This window comes from Geobacillus sp. LEMMY01 (genome assembly GCF_002042905.1).
Lineage (GTDB): Bacteria > Bacillota > Bacilli > Bacillales > Anoxybacillaceae > Geobacillus > Geobacillus proteiniphilus.
In genome coordinates this window covers 1-18,342 of record NZ_MVKA01000014.1, presented here as the reverse complement: position 1 = coordinate 18,342, position 18,342 = coordinate 1, and the positions used below count along the sequence as shown (strand labels likewise).

At 53.0% G+C, this 18,342-nt stretch carries 22 protein-coding genes, 1 pseudogene and 1 riboswitch; of the genes and pseudogenes, 13 read left to right on the top strand and 10 right to left on the bottom strand.

Going from position 1 to position 18,342, the window contains the following annotated elements; all coding sequences use genetic code 11:
* Nucleotides 1-74: 74 nt before the first annotated feature.
* The gene (gene cax / locus B1A75_RS08465) at nucleotides 75-1,127 is read right to left on the bottom strand and encodes a calcium/proton exchanger (RefSeq protein WP_033024702.1); all 1,053 of its coding nucleotides are present in this window, start codon (nucleotides 1,125-1,127) and stop codon (nucleotides 75-77) included.
* 146 nt (nucleotides 1,128-1,273) lie between these two features.
* Here cax and B1A75_RS08460 point away from each other — a divergent pair, with 146 nt between their 5' ends.
* Nucleotides 1,274-2,407 (top strand): MFS transporter, encoded by a 1,134-nt coding sequence (locus tag B1A75_RS08460; RefSeq protein ID WP_079936048.1) that lies wholly within the window; start codon nucleotides 1,274-1,276, stop codon nucleotides 2,405-2,407.
* A 125-nt stretch (nucleotides 2,408-2,532) separates the two neighbouring features.
* Nucleotides 2,533-2,679: a BH0509 family protein gene (locus tag B1A75_RS08455; RefSeq protein WP_011229925.1), complete on the top strand. Its 147-nt coding sequence runs from the start codon at nucleotides 2,533-2,535 to the stop codon at nucleotides 2,677-2,679.
* A 333-nt stretch (nucleotides 2,680-3,012) separates the two neighbouring features.
* Here B1A75_RS08455 and B1A75_RS08450 read toward each other — a convergent pair whose 3' ends face one another.
* Both B1A75_RS08450 and B1A75_RS08445 read right to left on the bottom strand, forming a co-directional pair.
* Nucleotides 3,013-3,846, bottom strand: a complete 834-nt coding sequence (locus B1A75_RS08450) for a YihY/virulence factor BrkB family protein (protein ID WP_033024700.1) — start codon at nucleotides 3,844-3,846, stop codon at nucleotides 3,013-3,015.
* A 51-nt stretch (nucleotides 3,847-3,897) separates the two neighbouring features.
* A complete protein-coding gene (locus B1A75_RS08445; RefSeq protein WP_033024743.1) occupies nucleotides 3,898-4,386 on the bottom strand; it encodes a low molecular weight protein-tyrosine-phosphatase in 489 nt (162 codons plus the stop codon).
* Between the two features lie 352 nt (nucleotides 4,387-4,738).
* Between B1A75_RS08445 and B1A75_RS08440 the strand changes: the two genes are divergently transcribed.
* From B1A75_RS08440 to B1A75_RS08405, 9 genes are all read left to right on the top strand, one after another.
* Nucleotides 4,739-4,963 (top strand): DUF1128 domain-containing protein, encoded by a 225-nt coding sequence (locus tag B1A75_RS08440; protein ID WP_011229922.1) that lies wholly within the window; start codon nucleotides 4,739-4,741, stop codon nucleotides 4,961-4,963.
* 129 nt (nucleotides 4,964-5,092) lie between these two features.
* Nucleotides 5,093-5,197, top strand: a riboswitch (SAM riboswitch).
* 125 nt (nucleotides 5,198-5,322) lie between these two features.
* Nucleotides 5,323-6,030, top strand: a complete 708-nt coding sequence (locus tag B1A75_RS08435) for a phosphoadenylyl-sulfate reductase (RefSeq protein WP_033024699.1) — start codon at nucleotides 5,323-5,325, stop codon at nucleotides 6,028-6,030.
* Nucleotides 6,031-6,045: 15 nt separating this feature from the next.
* The gene (locus B1A75_RS08430; protein WP_033024698.1) at nucleotides 6,046-6,174 is read left to right on the top strand and encodes a phosphate transporter; all 129 of its coding nucleotides are present in this window, start codon (nucleotides 6,046-6,048) and stop codon (nucleotides 6,172-6,174) included.
* Entirely contained in the window at nucleotides 6,134-6,301 is a 168-nt protein-coding gene (locus tag B1A75_RS19295) for a hypothetical protein (RefSeq protein WP_239691195.1), read from the top strand. The genes B1A75_RS08430 and B1A75_RS19295 overlap by 41 nt, the downstream gene beginning before the upstream one ends.
* Nucleotides 6,302-6,328: 27 nt before the next feature.
* Nucleotides 6,329-7,489 (top strand): sulfate adenylyltransferase, encoded by a 1,161-nt coding sequence (sat, locus tag B1A75_RS08425; RefSeq protein ID WP_079936047.1) that lies wholly within the window; start codon nucleotides 6,329-6,331, stop codon nucleotides 7,487-7,489.
* A gap of 12 nt (nucleotides 7,490-7,501) precedes the next feature.
* Nucleotides 7,502-8,113 carry an adenylyl-sulfate kinase gene (gene cysC, locus B1A75_RS08420; RefSeq protein ID WP_033024696.1) on the top strand — a complete coding sequence of 204 codons (612 nt, stop codon included), beginning with the start codon at nucleotides 7,502-7,504 and terminating at the stop codon, nucleotides 8,111-8,113.
* Between the two features lie 148 nt (nucleotides 8,114-8,261).
* Nucleotides 8,262-9,038, top strand: coding sequence for a uroporphyrinogen-III C-methyltransferase (gene cobA / locus B1A75_RS08415; RefSeq protein WP_033024694.1), 777 nt, complete (start codon nucleotides 8,262-8,264; stop codon nucleotides 9,036-9,038).
* A 10-nt stretch (nucleotides 9,039-9,048) separates the two neighbouring features.
* Entirely contained in the window at nucleotides 9,049-9,795 is a 747-nt protein-coding gene (locus tag B1A75_RS08410; protein WP_033024693.1) for a sirohydrochlorin chelatase, read from the top strand.
* Between the two features lie 88 nt (nucleotides 9,796-9,883).
* Complete coding sequence (locus B1A75_RS08405; protein WP_033024692.1) at nucleotides 9,884-10,168, top strand: acylphosphatase; 285 nt, start codon at nucleotides 9,884-9,886, stop codon at nucleotides 10,166-10,168.
* Nucleotides 10,169-10,334: 166 nt separating this feature from the next.
* Here B1A75_RS08405 and B1A75_RS08400 read toward each other — a convergent pair whose 3' ends face one another.
* Nucleotides 10,335-11,102 (bottom strand): arginase family protein, encoded by a 768-nt coding sequence (locus B1A75_RS08400; protein WP_033024688.1) that lies wholly within the window; start codon nucleotides 11,100-11,102, stop codon nucleotides 10,335-10,337.
* A 165-nt stretch (nucleotides 11,103-11,267) separates the two neighbouring features.
* Here B1A75_RS08400 and B1A75_RS08395 point away from each other — a divergent pair, with 165 nt between their 5' ends.
* Together B1A75_RS08395 and bshB2 are read left to right on the top strand one after the other, a co-directional pair.
* A complete protein-coding gene (locus tag B1A75_RS08395) occupies nucleotides 11,268-11,615 on the top strand; it encodes a YojF family protein (protein WP_033024687.1) in 348 nt (115 codons plus the stop codon).
* Between the two features lie 13 nt (nucleotides 11,616-11,628).
* The gene (bshB2, locus tag B1A75_RS08390) at nucleotides 11,629-12,282 is read left to right on the top strand and encodes a bacillithiol biosynthesis deacetylase BshB2 (protein WP_023633711.1); all 654 of its coding nucleotides are present in this window, start codon (nucleotides 11,629-11,631) and stop codon (nucleotides 12,280-12,282) included.
* Between the two features lie 182 nt (nucleotides 12,283-12,464).
* Here bshB2 and B1A75_RS08385 read toward each other — a convergent pair whose 3' ends face one another.
* The 6 genes and pseudogenes from B1A75_RS08385 to B1A75_RS08360 form a co-directional block, all read right to left on the bottom strand.
* Nucleotides 12,465-13,286, bottom strand: a complete 822-nt coding sequence (locus B1A75_RS08385; protein ID WP_033024686.1) for a PhzF family phenazine biosynthesis protein — start codon at nucleotides 13,284-13,286, stop codon at nucleotides 12,465-12,467.
* Nucleotides 13,283-13,924 (bottom strand): precorrin-2 dehydrogenase/sirohydrochlorin ferrochelatase family protein, encoded by a 642-nt coding sequence (locus tag B1A75_RS08380; protein WP_079936057.1) that lies wholly within the window; start codon nucleotides 13,922-13,924, stop codon nucleotides 13,283-13,285. The genes B1A75_RS08385 and B1A75_RS08380 overlap by 4 nt, the downstream gene beginning before the upstream one ends.
* Before the next feature lie 205 nt (nucleotides 13,925-14,129).
* Nucleotides 14,130-14,702, bottom strand: coding sequence for a PX domain-containing protein (locus B1A75_RS08375; protein ID WP_079936046.1), 573 nt, complete (start codon nucleotides 14,700-14,702; stop codon nucleotides 14,130-14,132).
* Nucleotides 14,703-14,907: 205 nt separating this feature from the next.
* A complete protein-coding gene (locus B1A75_RS08370) occupies nucleotides 14,908-15,279 on the bottom strand; it encodes a DnaJ family domain-containing protein (protein WP_013144260.1) in 372 nt (123 codons plus the stop codon).
* A 1-nt stretch (nucleotide 15,280) separates the two neighbouring features.
* Nucleotides 15,281-17,737: a putative bifunctional diguanylate cyclase/phosphodiesterase gene (locus tag B1A75_RS08365; protein ID WP_033024684.1), complete on the bottom strand. Its 2,457-nt coding sequence runs from the start codon at nucleotides 17,735-17,737 to the stop codon at nucleotides 15,281-15,283.
* Between the two features lie 303 nt (nucleotides 17,738-18,040).
* Nucleotides 18,041-18,298 (bottom strand): annotated as a pseudogene (locus tag B1A75_RS08360) (IS66 family transposase); the annotation flags it as partial.
* Nucleotides 18,299-18,342 lie beyond the last annotated feature (44 nt).

The following is an 18,342-nucleotide window of genomic DNA, read 5'->3' as shown; positions in this document are numbered from 1 at the left end:
TTCCCCGTTTGGCGCTCCATTTCCCGCGCCCGCAAAAAAAAACACCCGGACGGCGAACGCCCGGATGCAGTCACTTACAGCAAGTAAAAACCGATGCCCATGATCGTATAGGCAGCGAGCAACGTCGCCCCTTCAAACCAGTTCGTATCACCATCATTTGACAGCACGATCATCAAAAGCACGGAAGCAGCCATCGCCACCAGCTCAGGAAGTGAAAAGACAAGCGGCATTTTTTCCGGAAACAAAAGCGAAACGAGCACAAGCACCGGCGCAACGAACATGGCGATTTGCAATGTCGAGCCGACGGCAATTTCCACCGCGACATTCATTTTGTTTTTGTACGCCATAATAACCGCGGAAGCGTGCTCCGCCGCATTGCCGACGATGGCCACGATGATGATCCCGATAAACAGCTCGCTCCAGCCGAATGACTCGGCGACCGTTTCAAACGTGTGAACGAGCCGTTCCGATAAATAGGCGACCGCAACCGTCGCCAGCGCCAAAATGGCGGTCGCTTTCCCTTTGCCCCATTCGGGCTCTTCATCTTCTTCCACTTCTTCTGATTTATGCTGATATACGCCGCGATGGGTGACAAGCCGGAAATAAAGGGCGGCGGCGTAAAGCAAGATCATGATGATCGAAATGCCAACGCTCAACGCAACTTGTTCGCTGTGATTCATATGCATGGTAAACACTTCCGGAATGACAAAGGCGATGAAGATGGCAAAAGTCAGCAGCCCGGCATTATGACGAGCATCATAAATGTTGAATTCTTGCCGCTTATATTTTAGTCCGCCGACAAAAAACGATAGCCCAGCCACCAAAAGCAAGTTCCCGAGCACCGAACCGGTTAAGGAAGCGAGCACGACGTCAACGAGTCCAGCCTGCAAGGCAAAAATGGAAATGATCAGCTCGACCGCGTTGCCAAACGTCGCGTTCAACAGCCCGCCAATGCGCGGTCCGGCGACGATCGCCAAGCTTTCCGTCGCTCGCCCCATATAGCTGGCGAGCGCAATGATCGTCAAACAGTACAGCACAAACATCAAGACAGTCGGCCAATGAAGAAACCCGCCGATGACCGACACCGGCACGCCGATCCATGTCATCCAAGCAAACACCTTGTTCATTTCTCTTCCACCTTTCCTCTTGATTGTTTTCGTTGCATTGACCGCCGTTTCTATGTACGATGGATAAGGGCATTCATTCGCCCTGGGAAACATCCGGCCTCGCTTGTTTGATCGGCCGGCGATTTCAACTGAAATGGGGATGCACGATGCGTTTTGCCATCTTAACCGGGATTGTCGCCGTCTCTGGTCTGTCGCAAGGGATGTTGCTGCCGCTTTTGGCGATGCTTCTTGATGAAAACGGCGTCTCTTCGTCCGTTAACGGGGCGCACGCCGCCGCCCTGTATATCGGCGTCTTGGCCATTTCGCCATTTTTGGAACGGCCGCTGAGACGCTATGGCTATCGGCTCCTCATTCTCCTTGGTGGTTTCATTGTAATATGTTCGCTTATTCTTTTTCCACTTTTTCCTTCACTTTTCTTTTGGCTTGTTCTTCGCTTTGCCATCGGCATCGGCGATCATATGCTTCATTTTGCGACACAAACGTGGATTACTGACTTTTCGCCGCCGGCTGAGCGCGGACGGCGATTGTCGCTGTATGGATGGGCGTTCGGCCTCGGCTTCACCATCGGCCCGCTGTTGGCTTCACTCGCTTCGGTCGAGAAGGCGCTTCCGTTTTATTTAGCCGCTCTCCTTAGTTTCGCCGGTTGGATCGGCGTCTTTTGGCTGCCGAACGAAAAACCAAAGCCGCTTGAACGTTCTTCGTCGACGGCCGGTCGGTTTATTGGCGCTTGGAAACAGGCGTGGCCAGCGCTTTTGTTGCCGTTTACCTACGGTTTTTTGGAAGCGGCCGTTCATTCCATCTTTCCGTTGTACGCCTTGCGCGAGGGGATGAGCGCAGAACAAATCGCCTTCATTTTGCCTTGTTTCTCATTCGGCGGCATCATCTTTCAGCTTCCGCTCGGAGCGCTCAGCGATCGGTTCGGGCGGCGCGAGATCATCACCGGTGCACTCTTGGCCGGCGCCGGTTGTTTTTTGATTGCCCTCACTGTCGGTGCGTCCACGGTTGGGTTGGCTGCCTGTTTGTTCACCGCTGGCATGTTTACCGGCTCGCTCTTCTCGCTCGGCATCGCCTATATGACCGACCTGTTGCCGAAAGAGCTGCTTCCCGCCGGCAATCTGTTGTGCGGGATGCTATACAGTCTCGGCAGCATGACAGGCCCGCCGCTTTCCGGCAGCGTGGTTGATCTCTCTGCTCGCGCCTTTTTCCTTGCGGTCAGCGCTGTCCTCCTCGTTCCGGCCATTTGCCTCGTCAGCCGCCGGGAACAGGAAACAGCAGCTTGACCGTTTTCTTGTTTTTTATTTTTTATTTTTTTCAAAAAAATCGTTGACCATTTTGTTCTTTCTGTTATATAATAAGATCAAGATATCAAGTTTCTGTTTTAAAACAGTATAAAGGAGTGGCGATCATGAGCAGAACGGAACGGAAAAATATGATTGAGTTTATCGAAAAAGTGCGGGGATTGTCGCGCGAGGAACTCGCCTATATGACCGATGCAGAAATTGAATACATTTATGAGCGCTATTACCACCATCACGAAGAAATCGTTGAATAAAGCGGCGGCGGCTCGATGTGCCTGCGTTTGCATGAAAGAAGGTGTCCCCAAAGGGGAGGGACACCTTTTTTGATTGCCGTATATACGCATTAAAACAACTGCCGGAACACGATATGTTGTGCTATGTTGAACGAAGAACCACCTTTTGAGACAGTTTCTTTCAATGATAGCCGTTTTGGCCGTTGGCGCTGCCACTCGTCTTATGCTTTGGTCTGTTTTTTCCTTTTTGCTTCGTGCCCCCGTCTTTTTTCGTATGTTTCGTCACCTTGATCCCCCCTATGCCAAGATCCCCTGCATTGTTACGATATCCCGTCTCGGCACCGTTTATGCATGCTAACGCTGCCATCTTTTCCCTTCGCGCTCACAGTCAAACATGGCGTTGAGTTCCCCCCCTAAGACAAGAATCATGCCGGACAAATAAAACCAAACCATCAACACGATCATCCCGCCAAGGCTGCCATACATCGCCGTGTAGTTGGCAAAGTTGTTGACATAATACGCGAACGCCAGCGACGTCGCAATCCAGCCGGCAGTGGCAAACAGCGCGCCGCGCACGACGTTGACGCAGCGAAGCTGTTTGTTCGGCGCGAAATAATAAAGGGCAGTAAAGACGGCAAACAGTAACAGCGAGCTCGTCACCCAGCGGAACGCATTCCAAACATCCAAAAACTGTTGCGACAACCCGAGAGCAGAGAACAAAAACAGTCCGATCATCCGCCCGAAGACCGGAAGCACGAGGGCGACAACAATAACGACGATCATGCCGAGCGTCAACACGACCGACAAGCTGCGGGCCACCCAAAATGGGCGGTCTTCCTCCACATCATAGGCACGGTTGAACGCCCGCATAATGGCGCTCATGCCGTTGGAGGCCGACCAGATGGCGCCGATGATGCTTAACGACAGCAACTCCCCGTTTTGCTCGTCCATGAGGCGGCGAACGTTCGCCTCAATCAGGTGAAGCGCCTCTTTCGGCGCATATTGTCGCACAACTTCGAGAACATCTTCGTGCGGAATCGGCAAATACGCTAATAGCGTCATTAAAAACAGCAAAAACGGAAAGAGCGACAGAAGAAAGTAATACGCCAATTCCGCCGACAAGCGCGGGATTTCATCTTCCGTAAAACGGCGGGCCAACTCACGGATGAACGCCAAATTTACGACCATCGGCCGCCCTCCTTCCCCGTTTTTCCCAAGACAGGTGCACCGCCCTCAAAGTCATTTTGTTTCCTCCGCACCAAGCCGATGGTCGCGGATGATCCTCTCAAGCAAATACTCGCACCCCGAGCGGACGAGGCGATACACTTCGGCAAAATTCCCGGTATAATACGGATCAGGCACATCGTCTTTTTCCCGGTCGGGAACAAAGTCAAGCAACCGGGCGAGCACCGCTTTCGAACGGGAGCCAGCCAATCGGCGCAAATCGTTCAAGTTGGCTGCGTCCATGGCGATGATGTAATCAAATTCTTCCAAGTCACGGTGGTTCACTTGCCGGGCGCGGATGCCGGAGTAGTCGATCTTGTTTTCAGTCAAAACCCTTCTTGTCCCCACATGCGGCGGCTCACCGACATGCCAGCTGCCTGTTCCCGCCGAATCAACGACAATCAGCCCGTCAAGCCCCCGCTCTTTCACCAAATGGCGGAAGACCGCTTCCGCCATCGGCGATCGGCAAATGTTTCCAAGACAAACAAACAGCACTTTAATCATCCAAACAGCCACCCCTCTCGCTATGTCCACGGTGCTTTCCACCGTTAGTTTTCCTTCTTTCCTTTTCATCTAGCCCCTTTTTGGCCCTAGAAGGAAGGTCGGTGATGTAACGAAAAAACACTCCAGGGGGGAGCTTTCGCGAATGGATCAACAACTCTTCCGCGCGTTCACGACAACCATTTTGAAGAAAACGCGGTGTTTCACCAACCTTCTACACTGGCACTATGCATGTGCACCTACATTTTACCACATCATCCGTTTTTCATCAGAAAAGCAAGCCATGCAATCTCTCCCCATTCTTCCTGCACCTATGGTACAATACATAGTAACTTGCCATGAAAGGAGCAAACCAATGGATTTATCAAAACGGTCGGCGGAAAACGTCGCCTACATGATCGAACAGCTGAAGCAAAAGTTGAAAGTGCTGAACTTGGATGCCATCAAGCCGTCCCATTTTTCCGAGGAATGGTACGATGAATTGAGAGACATTTACGAGATGGTGATGAAACGCGAGACGTTCAGCCCAAGCGAAATGCAGGCGATTGTCGAAGAGCTCGGAAGCCTGCGCAAAAAATAACGTTCCCATCTGCTGCTAGGCAGGCAATGCAGCTGTTTCGCATAAAAACAATTCCTATCGAAAAACTATGATTGACATTATCGTCAATTGTGCTAAAATTTTAATCAATTAAATGACATGCGTTGCATACGTTGCTCGGGAGTGAGGGAGGAATTGGCTCAATGAACTCCGACAACCTGCCACCTATAGCAAAGTGCCAATTCCAGCTAAAGAAGATCTTTAGTAAAATAAGGGGCGCCCTTTCTCCCGCTCTTTCTGGTTAATGCAAGGAAGGATTTTTGCCGCCGAATTGCCGTTTGGCCGCTATATATCCGACTAATTATGTGGATTTTCTTTGATTTTATGAGGAGGAGAAACCGATGCTCACGTATGATCAGTGGGAAACGGCGGAAAAACCGTCTTTTCCGTTCGATAATGAAACAAAAGGGGCTCTTGACGTCCTCGCTTGGGCGTATCGCGAATACGGCGATGAGATCGTATACGCGTGCAGCTTCGGTGTTGAGGGGATCGTGCTTATTGATCTCATCTCCCAAGTCAAGCCGGATGCGGAAATCGTATTTTTGGACACTGGTCTGCATTTCCGGGAGACGTATGATACGATCGCAAAAGTGAAAGAGAAATATCCGGCGCTTCGCATCGTGATGAAACAGCCGCGCCTAACGTTAGAAGAACAAAAGGCGCAATTTGGCGACGAGCTTTGGAAACGCGACCCGAACAAATGCTGTGAGCTGCGCAAAGTCATTCCGCTGCGCGAGGTGCTGACCGGGGTGACGGCGTGGATTTCCGGCTTGCGCCGCGAACAATCGCCGACGCGGCGGCATGTCGAGTACATCAACAAAGACGACAAATTCCGTTCTATTAAAGTTTGTCCGCTCATTCACTGGACGTGGAAGGATGTATGGAATTACGTGTATCAACACAACCTTCCGTACAATGTACTTCATGACCACGGCTACCCGAGCATCGGCTGCGCCCCGTGCACGACGCCGGCTACAGATCCGAACGACTTGCGCTCCGGGCGCTGGGCCGGCCAAGGGAAGACGGAATGCGGTCTTCATCTCGCTTAAGGAGAGAAAAACGATATGCTCCTTGCCATTGCTTTGATCGCATCCTTTTTCTTCGCCATGAACATCGAGGCGAGCGGCGCGGCGGCCTCGATGGGCGTCGCTGATGAATCGGACGCCATTCCGATTCGTCAAGCTGCTGTTTGACAGCGACGTCTATACGGTCATCGCCATCTTGAGCGTCTGCTTGGCGACGCTTGGCGTCATCAGCTTAAAAAAACGGTCGCCGAAGAAGAACGTTCGCTTCACGAACATGGCGGCGGCATTTAATTAACATCTATCAATCTAGGAGGTTATGAACATGAGCTTAAGCACCCCGCATGGCGGTACATTAATCAATCGTTGGAATCCGGACTATCCGCTTGATGAGGCGACCAAAACGATCGAGCTCTCCAAAGCCGAACTGAGCGACTTGGAGCTAATCGGAACGGGCGCCTACAGCCCCCTCACTGGTTTTTTAACGAAAACGGATTACGACGCGGTTGTTGAAACAATGCGTCTTTCTGACGGCACCGTCTGGAGCATTCCGATCACGCTTGCAGTGACGGAAGAGAAAGCGAAAGAGCTTTCGGTAGGCGACAAAGCGAAACTTGTTTATGGCGGCGACGTCTACGGCGTCATTGAGATTGCTGACATTTACCTCCCGGACAAAACGAAAGAAGCGAAGCTCGTTTATAAAACGGATGAACTTGCTCACCCAGGCGTGCGCAAACTGTTTGAAAAGCCGGATGTGTATGTCGGCGGGGAGATTACGCTTGTCAAACGGACCGACAAAGGCCAATTCGCCGCGTTTTATTTTGATCCAGCGGAAACGCGGAAAAAGTTTGCTGAGTTTGGCTGGAACACCGTTGTCGGCTTCCAAACGCGCAATCCGGTTCACCGCGCCCATGAATACATTCAAAAATGCGCGCTCGAGATCGTTGATGGCCTGTTTTTAAACCCACTCGTTGGCGAAACGAAAGCGGACGATATTCCGGCTGACATCCGGATGGAAAGCTATCAAGTGCTGCTGGAAAACTATTACCCGAAAGACCGCGTTTTCCTCGGCGTCTTCCAAGCTGCGATGCGCTATGCCGGTCCGCGTGAAGCCATTTTCCACGCGATGGTGCGCAAAAATTTCGGCTGCACGCACTTCATCGTCGGCCGCGACCACGCTGGTGTCGGCAATTATTACGGTACGTATGATGCGCAAAAAATCTTCTTGAACTTTACGGCTGAAGAGCTTGGCATTACGCCGCTCTTTTTCGAACATAGCTTTTACTGCACGAAATGCGAAGGGATGGCATCGACAAAAACGTGTCCGCATGACGCGAAATACCATGTCGTCCTTTCCGGCACGAAAGTTCGTGAAATGCTGCGCAACGGCCAAGTGCCGCCGAGCACGTTCAGCCGTCCGGAAGTGGCCGCCGTCTTGATCAAAGGGCTGCAAGAACGCGAAACGGTCGCCCCGTCAGCGCGCTAAAGGAGGATCGCGATGAGCACGAACATCGTTTGGCATCACACATCGGTCACAAAAGAAGACCGGCGCAAGCGCAACGGCCATCATAGCGCCATCCTTTGGTTCACCGGGCTGTCCGGCTCCGGCAAATCGACGGTGGCCAACGCCGTCTCCAGACGACTGTTTGAGCTCGGCATTCAGAATTACGTCTTAGACGGCGACAACATCCGGCACGGGCTCAATAAAGATCTCGGCTTTTCCGCCGCCGACCGGACGGAAAACATCCGCCGCATCGGCGAAGTGGCGAAGCTGTTTGTCGACAGCGGCCAGTTTGTGCTGACGGCGTTCATCTCGCCGTTTGCCGAAGACCGGGCGCTCGTCCGCCGCTTAGTCGAAGAAGACGAGTTCATCGAAATTTACGTCAACTGCCCGCTTGAAGAATGCGAAAAACGCGACCCGAAAGGGCTGTATCAAAAAGCCCGCCGCGGGGAAATCCGTGAATTTACGGGCATCGACTCGCCGTACGAAGCGCCGGAAGCACCGGAGCTGACGATCGAAACACACCGTTATTCGGTTGACGAATGTGCCGAGCAAGTGCTCGCCTACCTGCGCAAGCGAGGAATGATCCCGGCCGCGAAAACAGACTAATTCCCTCATCCCCTGCCAAAAAAGAACGGGAGGTCATTTGACAAGGTCGTTTTCATCCCAAGGCAGACCATTTACAATAAAAGCAGCCGAGCATCCATGCCGCTTTCCGGCGGCTGGCTGAATCATGCACGAAGGGGCTGAAACAACGATGGGCAAAGTGTATCTTGTCGGCGCCGGCCCCGGCGACCCGGAACTCATTACCGTCAAAGGATTAAAATGCATCCAGCAGGCGGATGTCATTTTGTACGACCGTCTCATCAATGAAGAGTTGCTTTCATATGCCAAGCCGGACGCCGAACTCATCTTTTGCGGCAAGCTGCCCGGCTTCCATGCCATGCAGCAGGAAACGATCAACCATGCGCTCGTCTGGCATGCCAAAAAAGGAAAAACGGTCGTCCGCTTAAAGGGCGGCGATCCGTTCGTGTTCGGGCGCGGCGGCGAAGAGGCCGAGGCGCTGGCCAAACATGGGATCGAATTTGAGATCGTTCCCGGCATCACCTCCGCCATCGCGGCGGCGGCTTATGCCGGCATCCCTGTCACCCATCGCGCGTTCAGCTCAAGCGTCGCCTTTGTCACCGGGCATCGGCGCGACGGAAGTCGTGACGAGATCAAATGGGAAAGCCTCGCCAAAGGCATCGATACGATCTCCATTTACATGGGGGTTCATCACTTGCCATACATTTGCGGCCAGCTGATGAAATATGGAAAAGCGCCGGAGACGCCGGCGGCGGTCATCGAATGGGGAACGACAACTGCTCAGCGCACCGTCACCGGCACGCTCGCGACGATCGCGGCCGTCGTCGCCAAAGAAAACATCCAAAATCCGAGCATGATCATTATCGGAGACGTCGTCCGGCTGCGGGCCAACATTCAATGGTTTGAGCAGTTGCTCGCGTCATCCGCAGCCGCTGGCGCAACATCGTGAGGCGATGGCGATGGAAGCTGTTTTGTACGTCAGCCACGGCAGCCGCATTGCCGCTGCGCGCCATGAAGCGGCGCGTTTCGTCGAACAGTGCCGGAGGACCATCGATATTCCGATTCAAGAGCTATGCTTTGTCGAGCTCGCGGAACCGGACATTGTCACCGGCGTTGACCGTTGTGTCGCCCAAGGGGCGACACGCGTCATCGTCGTTCCGCTTCTCCTTCTTTCCGCAGGGCATGCCAAACACGATATTCCAGCGGCATTGGACATCGCGAGACGGCGCCATCCGTCCGTTGATATCCTCTGCGGCGCTCCGTTCGGCGTCCATGAAACAATGATCGACATCATTATCGACCGCATCAGCGAACAGTCCGCACCGCTTGACGGCGAATCGATGATCCTTCTTGTCGGCCGCGGCAGCAGCGATCCCGACACGAAACGCGACATGTCCGCCATCGCCGCACTTTTAAAAGAAAAAACAAACGTGCCGCACGTGGACGTTTGTTTTCTCGCTGCCATCCGCCCGACGCTTGATGAAGGGCTCGAACGAGCCCATGCATCGGCGTATCGGCGTGTGTTTGTCGTCCCGTACTTATTGTTTACCGGCGTCTTAATGAAAACGATCGAACGGAAGTTGCAAGGGTTCTCTGTTTCCGACAAGCAGTGGCGTTTATGCTCTTACCTAGGCTATCACCCGCGGCTTGTGCTGCACATTCAACAACAAGTATCATCGCTATCATCCGTAAAAAAAGGAGCTTGAACCATCAAGCTCCTTTTTTCATGTACTTTCGACCTCATCTATTATATGATAGAAGCAGAACAACCGTGATAAAGGAGGACTCATCGGCGTGAAAAGAGTTCATGTCATCGTGGAAGGGCGCGTGCAAGGCGTCGGGTTTCGATACTTCGTCCAACACGAAGCATTGAAGCGCCAGCTGACCGGTTGGGTGAAAAACAATGATGACGGAACAGTGGAAATGGAAGTTCAGGGGAATGAAAGCGCCCTTCAACTCTTTTTGAACACCATTGAAGCCGGAACGATGTTTGCCAAAGTCGCCCGCATGCACATCGAGCCGCACGATGTCCGCCCCGATGAAAAACAATTTCGCATTATGTACGGGAGCGGCTTTTGACAACTAGGCTCATCCCCTCAAGCAGCGGCCTTCCCGGCTTTTTCAGCCATCGAGCCGACAGAAGCGCCGGCCCGCTCGCCAAAATCCGAAGGGACAGCGTCTCCCTTGCTTTTCTGACCGCCAAACCAAAAACGGTGCTGCCTTTCCCGCTCTTCTCGCCGCTCGATTACGCCGGCCGCAAATGCGGCGCTGCATAATGGAAACATGTTTCCAAAATGGCCATGTTCGCCTGTTCATTTTTTCGCCGCGCTTCGCGACAAAGCGGGTCGAACACGTCGACAGCGGATGGCGGGTACTCGCCGCATATGTCTACGCCGAGCACTTTTTTATGGAATAAGAGCAATCGGAGGCAGGCGAGCAGCCGGGATAGCGGAATCACTCCTTGATCCCAGTTCGTGACCGCGTCTTCGCGGCGAAGAGCGTCTTTATCGATGCTGATATAGATGCTTCCGGTCGGGATGGTCTCGATGAGCGCTTTTGGCCATTCATCATGATCATCAAATGGAAGAACAGTCATGTTCGGAGATAAACGGAGTTGATGCGAAGAAGCAGTTGGGCCAACGATAACGACTTTTTGCAGCCGCGGATGCTTAAGTGCATAGGAGACCCATGAGCCGCACGAAATGACATCATCTCCTTCTTCAGCATCCGTATGGCGGTCAAAAAGAACGAGCGTAAACGGTTCGTTGATCTCTTTAAGCAATAAATATGTGACATAATGGTAGTTTCCGCTGCCGATCAGCACCGCCCCGCGCTTCCGCCGCCGCTCAAGCCGCCGCTCAATTTCAGCAAGCGCCACTTCGCTGCAATACAAATTCGTCTCCGGTACATCAGTGAGATCGACCCATTCGTGCGGAAACTGAAACAGCCGCTTTTGCGGCCGGTACACGCCGTCAAAATTAAGCATCGTGACACCATTGCCTTGAAACCCCATCGATCATCACCTTTCTTTCGTTGAATCAGCATTCAACGCTTTGTAGGTGCGGATGAGTCCAAGATGTGTCTCTATTTTGATTATACAATAGAAGTCGAAATATTTCCGCTCACACGCCTCGGTCATGTACAATAATAGAAAAACAAACAGCAAGGAGGGAGCCGCTTGCAACCGATCGACACGGCCGCCGTGCAAGAGGCGCTGAATCGTTTTGCCAATCGTGACGTGTATATTCATTTGGAAACGACGAACGGAGCATACGCCTCCCATCATAACGAAGGCTTTTATTCCGTCGGCGCCTACATCCGCAACGCCTGCATCCGCTTCACCCGCGGCAAGATCACCGGCCCCGGGCCATACCGCGTCGGACTGAAGCTTGATCTTGGCTGGGTGTACGCAGAAGGGCTGACCCATTGGGAATGGACAGAAAAAGGACAATTACTGTTGGCAGGCCATGATGATCAAGGGAAATTGGCCGTCGCCCTCGAACTAAGCGACGAACCGTTTGTGTAAGGAGGGAGTTCCGTTGAACGAACGACATGTGCTCGTTGTTTTTCCCCACCCAGACGATGAAGCGTTCGGCGTGTCGGGAACGATTGCCGAGCATGCGCAAAACGGCACGCCGGTGACGTACGCTTGCTTGACGCTCGGAGAAATGGGGCGCAATATGGGCGTGCCTCCGTTTGCCAACCGCGAAACGCTTCCACACATCCGCAAGCAAGAACTGGAGGAAGCATGCCGCATTCTCGGCATTCATGATTTGCGCCTGCTCGGCTATCGCGACAAGACGGTCGAGTTTGAGGATGAAGAAGAGCTGGCTGACCGGATCGCCGCCATCGTGGCGGAAACGAATCCATCGCTTGTCATTACGTTTTACCCCGGCTACAGCGTCCACCCCGACCATGATGCGTGTGGAGCCGCTGTCATCCGCGCCTTAAAGCGCTGGCCGAAAGAAGAACGGCCAACCGTCCATTGCGTTGCGTTTGCGAAAAACTGCGAACAAGACCTTGGCCAGCCGGATGTCGTGCGCGATGTCAGCTCGGTGATCGATACGAAGCTGGCCGCCATTCGCGCCCACCGTTCGCAAACCGAAGGACTGATGCAGGCGGCATCCAAACGCGGCGATGCGCTTGCTTGGCTCAAAACGGAACGGTTTTGGACGTATCGGTGGGATGACTAAACGTATACAGGCGCCGGCCGCACCTCCAAGCTGGCTGAACCGGCACGGCCGGCCCGCCGCCGAAAAAAGGAAGCCCGCCTTTCACGTGAGGCTTGGGCGCCTTTTTCGTTGGCATAGGCAGTGAAGAAAACACCAGCCCGCCCAACCGAATCCGGAACAGGCATTGTTTCCGCTGGAATGTTTCAGATGGGTTGCAATCCGAAAGCGGCCTCGGCGGCCAGATCCCCTTTCAGCACGGTGACGGCTTTTCCTTCGAGCTGAACCCTCTCGCCTGCCACCATCACCCGCACAATGCCGCCTCGGGCTGAAGCTTGGTAGCCGACTAACGTCGTTTTCCCAAGCTTGTCCGCCCAATACGGCCCGAGGCAACAGTGAGCGGAGCCGGTAACCGGGTCTTCCGGCACACCGAGAGCTGGAAAAAAGGCCCGCGATACAAAATCCATTTCTTCTGCCGTTGAACGGCTTGTCACAATGATGCCGCGCGCATCTACTTCTTGAAGCAGGCGGAAATCCGGGGTCAGTCTGCGTACCTCCTGTTCTGAGCCGATTTCCACCAAATAATCGAACCGGTTGCGCCCGATAAACAGCGGTTCAGCTGGCAAGGCACCAACAAGCGCAGCAGGAGGCGACTCAACCCGCACTGGCGTTTCGTTCGGAAAATCGAGCCGAATCCAACCATCGTTGTTTATAGCCGTCAATACTCCGCTGTTCGTGAAAAAGGCAATCGCTTCATCTCGGCGGTGTTCCCCGCGCTCCCACAGCACATGGGCACTCGCCAAAGTTGCATGGCCGCACAAATCAACCTCTGCTTTAGGGGTAAACCAGCGCAGACGATAGCCGCCCTCATGTGGAACTAAAAAGGCCGTCTCAGACAAATTCATTTCTGCGGCAACACGCTGCATCCACTCATCCCCAACCGGCTGCGGCAACAAGCAGACGGCTGCCGGGTTGCCGGCAAACGGCCGGTCGGTGAACGCATCGACAATATACATCGGAATGTTCATTGCTCTTCCCCTCTTTCCCCGTTTCGTTTTTTTTCGTTCGCCAATAGCTGAGCCAACTCTTCATCCCATCGGCCGCGCTGCCGGAAGGAATCAGCAGCGAGCGCCTGAAACAGCCGCTTCCGTCCCTCGGCGTCCTCCACTTCGCGCAATACGATGCCGCGGGCCCGTTGCAAAAACTCAAGATACGGCCTGTACTCTTCGCCATACTTCTCCTCAAGCTCGCGGCGAATGCGGCGAGCAACCGCCGGACTTGCCCCCCCGGTCGACACGGCAATTGTGAGCGGACCGCGGCGGACAACAGCGGGAACGTGAAAATCACACCGCTCCGGATCATCCACGACATTTACGAGTTGACCGGGTGCTGCTGCTTGCGTCACCGCTTCATTCACCTTGCGATCGTTCGTCGCGGCAATCACCAAAAAGGCCCCCGCCAAATCGTCTCGGTCAAACCGCTTTTTCTTCCAAACGATCATCCCCCCCGCGGCCAACGCTTGAAGCTCCGGCTCCGCTTCAGGCGCAATCATCACGATTTCCGCCCCTGCCTCTAACAATCCATGAATTTTCCTTGCCGCCACCTTCCCGCCGCCGACAACGACCGCCCGGCGGCCGCGAAGCTGAAGAATCACTGGATATCCCATCGCTTTCTCCTCCCGCAATACAGACGCTCCTTTGGCCGGTTTTGGGCCCGATCCTCTCGACCAACGAACACGGCTCTTTTCCTTGATCGCTTGCACTCGAGCTGTGAACTGTTGACGAAGCCATTGTCCGCCGCAACATTCGCTGAAAAGCAAGATGAAGAAAAAAAGAAGCCGTGCATCGAACACGGCCTTTTTCTTCATTATATCATCCTTGTTTCACTTCCTGAAGCCATTTCGCCAACCGTTCATTTTTCTTTTTCATATGATCGAGCCATTGCGGGAGCAGTTTTTTCATGGCCTCCTGATCATTGTTCTCCATAGCCTGTCTCGTTTGTTCATGAAGCAGATGAAGCTGCTGTTTTTCTTCTTTCGTCATCCACTGTTTCTTTTTATGTAACTGTTTCCATTCTTTCTTAAACTGTTCTTTTGTGATTTTTTTATCGACTAGCTGATCGATGAGCCGGTCAAGCGCTGCTTCGCGCTCTTTTTTCATCTTTTTGCACTTTTCTTTGATGGCCTGTTTCACATTTTCATCGTTCAACTGCTGACGCAACGCGTTCCGCTCATCCAGCACTTTTTTCCATTCTTCTTCCTGCTCAGGCGTATATTTTTGGACCATCTCCATCCACTTTTGCTCGTCAAGTCCCTCATGCTTCCACATATGGCCGACCGGCAAATGCACATCGCCCCCCCCCCCGCCTGCATGGCTTCGAGCAGACACCCATGACGGCATCGCCAGAACGAGCGAAGCAAAAAAGGCAACCCATAATTTTCTCATCATGTGCACTCCTTTTTTCATTTCATTCACGATCCATCAACGACTAGACAGCTGGGATCAATCATTCTTTATTTTCCCTCCTTTGCGCTGCCTCCTTTCCGATCATTTACTCCTTCCTTATTTTCCCCGTTTTTTGGACATCTTTGCATAAAAAATGAGGAAACCCGCAAAAAAATCGTGTTTCCTCAGGATATTAAGGAATCGTCTAGCGAAATTTCTCTTCAATGCGCCGCCCGTAGTCGCGCAATGCCTTCGAGTTTGTCTGCCCCCGTTTCTTCATCAGTTCCGCAAACCGAAGCTGCTTTTCCGTCCGCTTTTTCTCCAGCTCCCGTTTTTCCTCATCATCCTCGCAGCAACGAAGCAAGTCCTCGAGCGTCAAAAGCTCTTTGCGCAGCTCCGCTTCTTCCCTCACATAGCCGGCGTTTTTCAGCAGCAAATACCCGAGTCGCAGCTCCTCCGGAATGCGGGAAAGGTCTTCAATCTCAAGCGGTTTGCCGAAGCCGGGCAAGTTGTCGAACTCGCCGTTTTTCATCGCCTCGCGAATTTTCTCCTCGGCGATGCGCCAAAATCCGTCCATGTTACGTCAGCTCCTGTGCCTGCCGCCTCACGCGCTGCTCGTTTAAAAACCGGACGAGCTCGTCATACGGAAGCGGCGGGGAAAAATAATAGCCTTGCGCCTCGTCGCACCGTTTTCCTTGCAAATAAGCCGCTTCGGTCTCCGTTTCGACCCCTTCAGCCAGCACCTTTACACCTATATTATGCCCGAGGCGGATGATCGCCGGCAAGATGACATCTTTTTTTCCTTGAATATGCTGAACGAACGAACGGTCGATCTTCAGCCGATCGATCGGCAAATCCGTCAAGTAGCTGAGCGAACTGTAGCCGGTGCCGAAATCATCCATGCTGATCGTCACACCAAGCCCCTTCAGTTTCGAGAGAATATCAAGCGCACGTTCTGTATCCATGGTCATCCGCTCCGTAATTTCCAGATCTAAATGGTGCGGCGGCAGCCCGGCGTCGGCGAGCAGGCGGGCGAGTTTATCCACAAATCGGCGGCTTTCAAATTCATATGGCGATAAGTTGATGGAAACGGACAAGTCAGGAAAACGATCAAGCAGTTGCTTCGTCTGTTCACAAGCCGTGCGGATGACCCATTCGTTGATCGGGATGATCATGCCGGTCTGTTCGGCAACAGGGATAAACAATGACGGCGAAACCATCCCTTTTTCCGGATGGCGCCAGCGAATCAACGCCTCCATGCCGATCACTTGCTGGTCGTGAAGCCGAATTTGCGGCTGATAGTATAATTCAAATTCCTCATTTTCAAGCGCACGCCGCAAGTCGCGTTCCATCGCCATCTTTTCATGGAGACGAATCGCCATCGGCTCAGTGAAAAAGAGAAAATCGCTCGCCGCTTTTTTTCGCACCTCGTAGCGAGCAATATCCGCCTTGCGAATCAACGTTTTTGCATCCTCCCCATCTTTTGGGTAGACGCTGATGCCGATGTTCACGGTCACATACAATTCCATCCCATTGACGACAATCGGTTCGTCGGCCACCTCAATGAGCTGTTTCGCCATTTCTTCAGCCTTTTGATGTGTGCTGTTTGACACTACTGCGATGAACTCATTCCCGCTCCAGCGCCCGATGGCCATTCCTTGCTTTTCTTTCCATTCTTGCGCCAAATGGAGGAGCACTTCGTCCCCGACAGCGTAGCCATAAAAATCGTTGATCGTTTTAATCCCACTCACTTCTAAAAATATGACTGCCATTTCATGACGATGCTGTTTCGCCTCAGCAAGGCAACGCTCCACCGCTTTATACATCGCCTCCTTGTTCGGCAGCCCGGTCAGTTCGTCATGGTTGGCGATATAACGAATCCGCTCTTCGTTTTGTTTTTGTTCTGTCAAATCGCGGACAGCGGCCACCGTCACTTTTTCCCCTTCATAATCGTAGCGGCGCCGGACGATTTCCGCCGGAAATGCGGTGCCGTCTTTTCGGCGCAGCTCGATTTCAAAGCGCTCCGGTTCCTCATGCGGACGATTCAGTTTCATTGACCCGTCAACGACTAAATCCCCGATCGGCAAATGAATCAGCTCGCTTTCCGAATAGCCGAGCAGGCGGCACGCCGCTTCATTGACCTCAACGACTTTCCCGTGCGCATAGACGATCAGCCCTTCCATCGTCATTTCCGCCAGCCGCCGCAGCCGATGCTCGTTGGATGCGAGCGTTTTTTTATAGACAGCCAACGCCTTCCGTTCCATTTGTTGATGCAAAGCGAGCAAATAGGCAACCGCTGACGCCAAAAACATGGCCATCATCGTCCACATCGCCTGTTGCCGCCCTCGCTGCAAATGTTGCTCATACGTTTTGGCATCAAAATCGATGCCAACAACCGCATCCACCGTCCCGTCCGGTTGACGGATCGGCATAAACGCGCTGATGCTTCTTCCCCATTCGTCTGTTGTCGGGTGCTGTTCCATCGCAAACCGGCCGCGGAACGCCTCTTCGATCTCTGGAAAATGGCGGCGGTAAACCGTCCCAGGCGGAACAGCTTGTTCCTTTTGGCCGTCGATGCGGCCGTTCCGATTGTAGTCAGTCGCTGGCGCTGCAACGAAATATAGCTCACCGCGCTCATTCTTTTTTAACGTATACACGCTCAACACGCGGCCGTAATGTTGCCAACGCTCCAGCACCGCCATCACCACGTGATACGCAGGCAGATGTTCCGCCCTTTCATCGAGCCGTTCGTGCCCCATGGCGACCAAATCGCCGGCGATCATGCCGGCGATTTGCTTTGCGGCTTCCTCATATTCACGATGTTCTTGTTTTTCAGCATAATTGATATAGATCATCCCTGCCCCCAAAAAAAGCAGGGAAACGGTGGCAAACACAACAGTCAGTCTCGGCGCCGCCAGCCATGGGATGCCTCCCCAATGCCGTTTTGCCATCCAATGGCCGTATACATAGACACCGCCGACCGTCAAAAAAAGGCCCAAGATATACAAGATATATTCAAGTTGATTCGACATCATCCATCACCGTCATCGATTCTTCGACGCTTTGCTTTCATTATAAGACGGCCATTCTTCGCGCTGCCTCCCTCCACCGTTCCTATTTGTTCGACAGCTTACGACATTCATCTGTCGGTCATAGGACTTGGGTATGAGACACCGTTTCCACGCTTGCGGCCATAAATCCAGGTCGGCCGAAACGAAAATATCTATCTATTGGTATAAGCCTTTAGGACGAGGTGCTATATTGTATCTATTCAGCCCAGTACTAGCGAGATTTTCAGAATCCAGCACCAATAGGGCATTCCCAGTATCGAAAATGCCCTAGGAGGAATGGAGAATCGTTTGAAGAGGCTCTCCGCTTAGAAGTCTTTGCAACGATTCCCACACCGGCTTTCCGTGTTTTTGCAGGGTGGAAACGACGCTGCGGATGACACAGAAAGCCTCGGCATCGTCTTCCTGACGAAACGTTCCAGAGATTTTTTGTTTGACTTTCACCATCCGTAAATCGCGTTCGGCTTGGGTATTGTCAAACGGCACTTCTTTCTTGCGCAGGAAGAGCAGCGMTTCTTGCTTGCGCTTTTAGATGCGAAGGATGAAATTTTACGATTTGCTGACACCTAGAT